4 protein-coding genes and 1 pseudogene are annotated in these 5,317 nt (G+C 69.9%); 2 read left to right on the forward strand and 3 right to left on the reverse strand.

What is annotated here, in order from left to right; genetic code table 11:
• A pseudogene (locus AC2VOR_RS16730) lies at nucleotides 1–651 on the forward strand (hypothetical protein); the annotation flags it as partial.
• Between the two features lie 5 nt (nucleotides 652–656).
• Here the strand turns inward: AC2VOR_RS16730 and AC2VOR_RS16735 are convergent.
• Genes AC2VOR_RS16735 through AC2VOR_RS16745 form a run of 3 tightly spaced genes read right to left on the reverse strand, consistent with a single transcriptional unit; the run spans nucleotide 657 to nucleotide 2,839 of the window.
• A complete protein-coding gene (locus AC2VOR_RS16735) occupies nucleotides 657–1,700 on the reverse strand; it encodes an LLM class F420-dependent oxidoreductase (protein WP_369740360.1) in 1,044 nt (347 codons plus the stop codon).
• Between the two features lie 46 nt (nucleotides 1,701–1,746).
• Entirely contained in the window at nucleotides 1,747–2,598 is an 852-nt protein-coding gene (locus tag AC2VOR_RS16740; protein ID WP_369740358.1) for a dienelactone hydrolase family protein, read from the reverse strand.
• Nucleotides 2,599–2,647: 49 nt separating this feature from the next.
• The gene (locus tag AC2VOR_RS16745) at nucleotides 2,648–2,839 is read right to left on the reverse strand and encodes an Rv1535 family protein (protein ID WP_369740356.1); all 192 of its coding nucleotides are present in this window, start codon (nucleotides 2,837–2,839) and stop codon (nucleotides 2,648–2,650) included.
• A gap of 652 nt (nucleotides 2,840–3,491) precedes the next feature.
• Between AC2VOR_RS16745 and glmS the strand changes: the two genes are divergently transcribed.
• Nucleotides 3,492–5,317 (forward strand): glutamine--fructose-6-phosphate transaminase (isomerizing) (gene glmS, locus AC2VOR_RS16750; RefSeq protein WP_486964156.1); only part of this gene is annotated, 1,826 nt, incomplete at its 3' end.

Consider the following 5,317-nt stretch of genomic DNA (forward strand, 5'->3'; position numbering starts at 1 on the left):
TCCCTGCCCGCCGAGCCGCCGCAGGGCGCTGCCGCGGCGCCCATGGCGCCCGCCGAGCCGCCGCAGGGCGCTGCCGCGGCGCCCATGGCGCCGGCCGACCCGCCGCAGGGCGCTGCCGCGGCGCCCGTGGCGCCGGTCCCGGACTGGGGAGCCGCGCTCGGTGACGCTGCGGGTGCGCCCGCCGGCGGTCTGGGCGGCGATCTGGGCGGTTTGAGCGGGCTCGCGGGCCGGATCGTGGAGGCGATGAGCGGGTTGCTGGGTCCGGCCGGTCAGCTCGCCGACCCGTCGGCGCTCGACGACGCACTGGGCACCGCGGACCCCTCCGGCATCGGCGATCCCTTCCACCCCGACCACGGGGGTGATGGCGCCGACGAGCACACCCACGGCGACGAGATCGAAGACGTCGACCAGACGCGCGAGGACGACGACGACCAGTCCGGCGATCTGACTCGAGCCGGTGACCAGGCCCAACCCGGTGAGCAGGCTCCACCTGTCGACCAGGTCCCACCGGCCGATGCACCGGCGCCGGCCGCCGGGTCGCCGCCCGCCGCGCCGGTGGCGCAGCCCCTCGATGTACCGGCGCCCGCGGTGGACGAGGCGTCAACGCCGTGTGAGATCGCTGCCGACCAGCTGCCGCAGGCGGGCCGGTGAGGAGTTCAGGAGGGTCGCAGCTCGAGCAGCTCCTCGACATGACGCACCGATTCCACCGGATCGGCGCTCACGGGGCTGACCAGCAACGTCGTCACGCCGGCCTCGGCGAAGGCGGCCAGGCGTTCGGCGACGAAACCGCGGGGGCCGACGAGCGAGATCCCGCGCACCAACTCGTCGGGCACGGCGTCGGTGGCCTCGCGCTTGCGACCGGACAAATACAGCTCTTGAATCCGGTCGGCGACCTCGCCGAACCCGTAGCGGGTGGCGAGGTTGTGGTAGAAGTTGCGGCCCCGGGCGCCCATCCCGCCGAGGTAGAGGGCCAGCTGCGGCTTCACCCAGTCCAGCCGCTCTTCGACGTTGTCACCGATGGCCAGCGACGTGTGGACCATGACGTCCAGCGGCCCCAAAGCGGGATCGCGTTTGGCGGCACCGGCGGCCAACGCCTCGCCCCACACGGACGCGGCCTTCTCCGGAAGGTAAAAGACCGGCTGCCAGCCCTCGGCGATCTCGGCGGTCAGCTCCACGTTCTTAGGTCCCAGCGCGGCGATCGTGATCGGGATGCTTTCGCGCACTGGGTGATTGATCAGCTGAAGAGGTTTGCCCAGTCCCGTGCCCCGATCCGGCGGGACGGGGATCTGGTAGTGCTTGCCGGCGTATTGCAGCCGTTCGCGACGCCACACCTTCCGGCAGATCTCCACAACCTCCCGGGTGCGGCCCAACGGGGCGTCGAACTCCACACCGTGAAACCCCTCGATCACCTGGGGACCGGAGGTGCCGATGCCCAGGCGGAACCGGCCGTCGGACACGAAATCCAGCCCCGCGGCGGTCATCGCCAGCAGCGAGGGTGTCCGGATGTAGAGCGGAACCACACCCGAGGCCAACTCGATGCTTTCCGTCTTGGCGGCCAGGTACCCGAGCTGGCTGACGGCGTCAAAGGAATATGCCTCGGCCACCACCGCGATGTCGAGGCCGGACTTCTCCAGTTCGACGATGCGGTCGACGGCCTGGTGAAAGCCGCCCGAATAGTCCAGAGCGATCCCGATGCGCACCCACGACAGATACCACGAGCGCCGCGGCCCGCTGCGGCGGCCCGCGCTATTTCAGCAGCGCGACAATCTTTTCTTCCAGCGAAACCGGCGGGGCCTCGGGGTCCACCTGGTCCGTCTTGGGTAGGTGCACGTCCGGGTCGGCGAACGCGCGATAGGCCTTGTCACCGCCAAGCGTGCTGAGCAGGTATCCGGTCAGCAGCGCCCGTACCGAGCGCTGCGTGCGCCGGTGCGAGCCCCCCAGCCCGAAGGCCTTGGGCAGTCGCCTGCCCTCGGCCAGCCCTCTGGGTTCGGCCTTGCGGACGATGCGCAGCGTGGCCGCCTTCCATGCCTGCGACAGTGCCAGCGCGTTGGAGTTCAGCGACGTGGGTTCTCCGGGCGCGGTCAGAATCAGGCCGGGGACCTTCAGCGTCGCGGCCGGCTCCTCGGCCGGGGGACTGGTCACCGTCGGGAAGATCGCCGCCACCGCACCGGCCGGCTCGCCCGGCATACCGGCCATGCCGGCGGCGGCGAACACGGCGGCCGACCCGCCGAACCCGTGGCCCGCCAGGCCGAGCTTGGCGGGGTGGACGCTGATTTTGCCCGGCCCCAGGCGGACCCCCGCCATGATGTCGAGCGCGGTACCGAGATCGAACGCCAGGTTGAGCACCGACGGCGCCACGCCACGCTCGGTGTCCGGGGCGCCGGCCACGATGCCCCACGACGCCAGATGCTCCAGCAGTCCGTGGTAGCGGGCCGCGCCGGTGAGCCAGTCGTGACCGAACGCCACGCCGGGCAGGTTCAGCCCCGCCTCGGGGGTGTACACCACACCCGGCAGGCCCGCAAAGGCCAGGTCACCGCGCAAAACCCGATGCGGGCCACGGCGGCTGAGGGTCGCGACGAGCTTGCGGATGCGGGCCACCCGTCGACGTTAGCGCACCGCGGCGCTGCCCCGGGCGCCTCGGCGGTCGTTACGCCAGCACCTCGATGACCCCCACCCGCCACAGCGCGGCGTAGAGCTGGCGCAGCGGAATGCTCAACACGCGCGCGGTGGCGTCCACCAGCGGGTCACCGCCGCCGACGATCGGCGATCGCCGGTGCGCCCGCGGAAACGCCGGGGCCTTTTCGGTGCACGGGACTTCGTCGTAGAGCGCAGCAGTCATGGTTCTCTCCTCGAAGCGCGGACCGGTGGCCGTTTCGACGCGATCCGCTGCGAAATTCTCCATTTGCATTTGATTGCGATGACCCATCAGGAGTTTGCGTGTCGCAAAACATTTGCTGAACACAAATCGTCGGAAATGGCGCCCGGTGTGGCATCTGCGCCGCCGGGTCGCCGGCGCCGATGTCGGCCGGCGAAACTCACGGTAAAAACTCGGTTACCGGGTGATGTACGATGACCTACTCGATAGGCGTTGAAACGCTGTGTGATTAGACTTCCGGATCGCATAAAACCCGCGCGTTCGTGGTCAGGTGGGCGTCAACTCCGTCGTCCTTTCCGCTGTTTCCGGCATGTCCGCAGCGCTGGCGCCCAGCCGCGGAGCGTCACCTGCATAGTGCCGCTCATTCGACGGTGTCGTTAGTTGCCGGCATTCGCTGATATTTCGCACGGTAAGGGCCGAGCGGCACGCGTTCGATGACGCCGCCGAAAACGTCGGAAATACATCAGGTGACGAACGCACGCTTTTCATGGGGTCGATATGAACCCAGCCGCACCGGCTACGGCGCGGCGCCGACCGCGCTATACGGGGCATCGGTACGCTGCGCCCCCCGCGCGCGTCACTACCCCGACAGGGGCGCTGCACTACCCTGGTACGGATGTGCGGAATCGTCGGCTACGTCGGGCAGCGTCCCGCCCACGAGGTCGTCATAGACGCGCTACGCCGGATGGAGTACCGCGGCTACGACTCGTCGGGCATCGCCCTGGTCGACGCGGACGGCCGGCTCACCGTGCGCCGCCGCGCCGGCCGGCTGGCCAACCTGGAGCAGGCGGTGGCCGACATGGCTGCGTCTTCGGAGGCGTCGCTGGCCGGCACCACCGGCCTCGGCCACACCCGCTGGGCCACCCACGGCCGCCCCACCGATCGCAACGCCCACCCGCACCGCGACGCCGCCGGCAGGATCGCCGTCGTTCACAACGGCATCATCGAGAACTTCGCGGCCCTGCGCCAGGAGCTGGAGGCGGCCGGGGTGGAGTTCTCCAGCGACACCGACACCGAGGTCACGGTGCACCTGGTGGCGCAGGCCTACCGCCACGGCGACACGGCCGGTGACTTCGTCGCGTCGGTGCTGTCCGTGCTGCGCCGGCTGGAGGGCCACTTCACGCTGGTGTTCGCCAGCGCCGACGCGCCCGGCACGATCGTCGCCGCCCGGCGGTCCACCCCGCTGGTGCTCGGCATCGGCGACGGCGAGATGTTCGTCGGCTCCGACGTGGCGGCGTTCATCCCGCACACCCGCCAGGCCGTCGAACTGGGCCAGGACCAGGCCGTGGTGCTGACCGCCGACAGCTACCGGATCACCGACTTCGACGGCAACGACGACGCCGCCCACGCCCGCGAGTTCCACATCGACTGGGACCTGGCCGCCGCCGAAAAGGGCGGCTACGAGTACTTCATGCTCAAGGAGATCGCCGAGCAGCCCACCGCGGTGGCCGACACCCTGCTCGGGCATTTCGTCGACGGCCGCATCGTGCTGGACGAACAACGGCTGTCCGACCAGGAACTCCGCGATGTCGACAAGGTGTTCGTGGTCGCCTGCGGCACCGCCTACCACTCCGGGCTGCTCGCCAAGTACGCGATCGAGCACTGGACCCGGTTGCCGGTGGAGGTGGAGCTGGCCAGCGAGTTCCGCTACCGCGACCCGGTGCTGGACCGCAGCACGCTGGTGGTCGCCATCTCGCAGTCCGGGGAGACCGCCGACACCCTGGAAGCGGTGCGCCACGCCAAGGAACAGAAGGCCAAGGTGCTGGCGATCTGCAATACCAACGGCTCACAGATCCCGCGCGAGTGCGACGCGGTGCTCTACACCCGTGCCGGGCCGGAGATCGGGGTGGCCTCCACCAAGACCTTTTTGGCCCAGGTCACCGCGAACTACCTGGTCGGCCTGGCGCTGGCGCAGGCCCGCGGCACCAAGTACCCCGACGAGGTCGAGCGCGAATACCGTGAGCTGGAGGCGATGCCCGACCTGGTGGCCCGCGTGCTTGCGACGATCCGGCCGGTGGCCGACCTGGCCTACCGGTTCGCTCAGTCCTCGACGGTGCTGTTCCTGGGCCGCCACGTCGGTTATCCCGTGGCGCTGGAAGGCGCGCTCAAGCTCAAGGAACTGGCCTACATGCACGCCGAGGGGTTCGCGGCCGGCGAGCTCAAGCACGGCCCGATCGCACTGATCGAGGACGACCTGCCGGTCATCGTCATCATGCCTTCGCCCAAGGGGCAGGCCACGCTGCACGCCAAGCTGCTGTCCAACATCCGCGAGATCCAGACGCGCGGCGCGGTCACCATCGTCATCGCCGAGGAGGGCGACGACACCGTCCGCCCGTATGCCGACCACTTGATCGAAATTCCGTCGGTGTCAACACTTCTGCAGCCCCTCCTGTCGACCGTCCCGCTACAGGTGTTCGCGGCGTCGGTGGCGCAGGCCCGCGG

This window comes from Mycobacterium sp. TH-M103 (genome assembly GCF_057473785.1).

What these genes read in the sequence shown, in the direction of transcription:
- AC2VOR_RS16745 (WP_369740356.1), bottom strand. Translation starts at nt 2,839, where the DNA reads ATGACTGCTGCGCTCTACGACGAAGTCCCGTGCACCGAAAAGGCCCCG.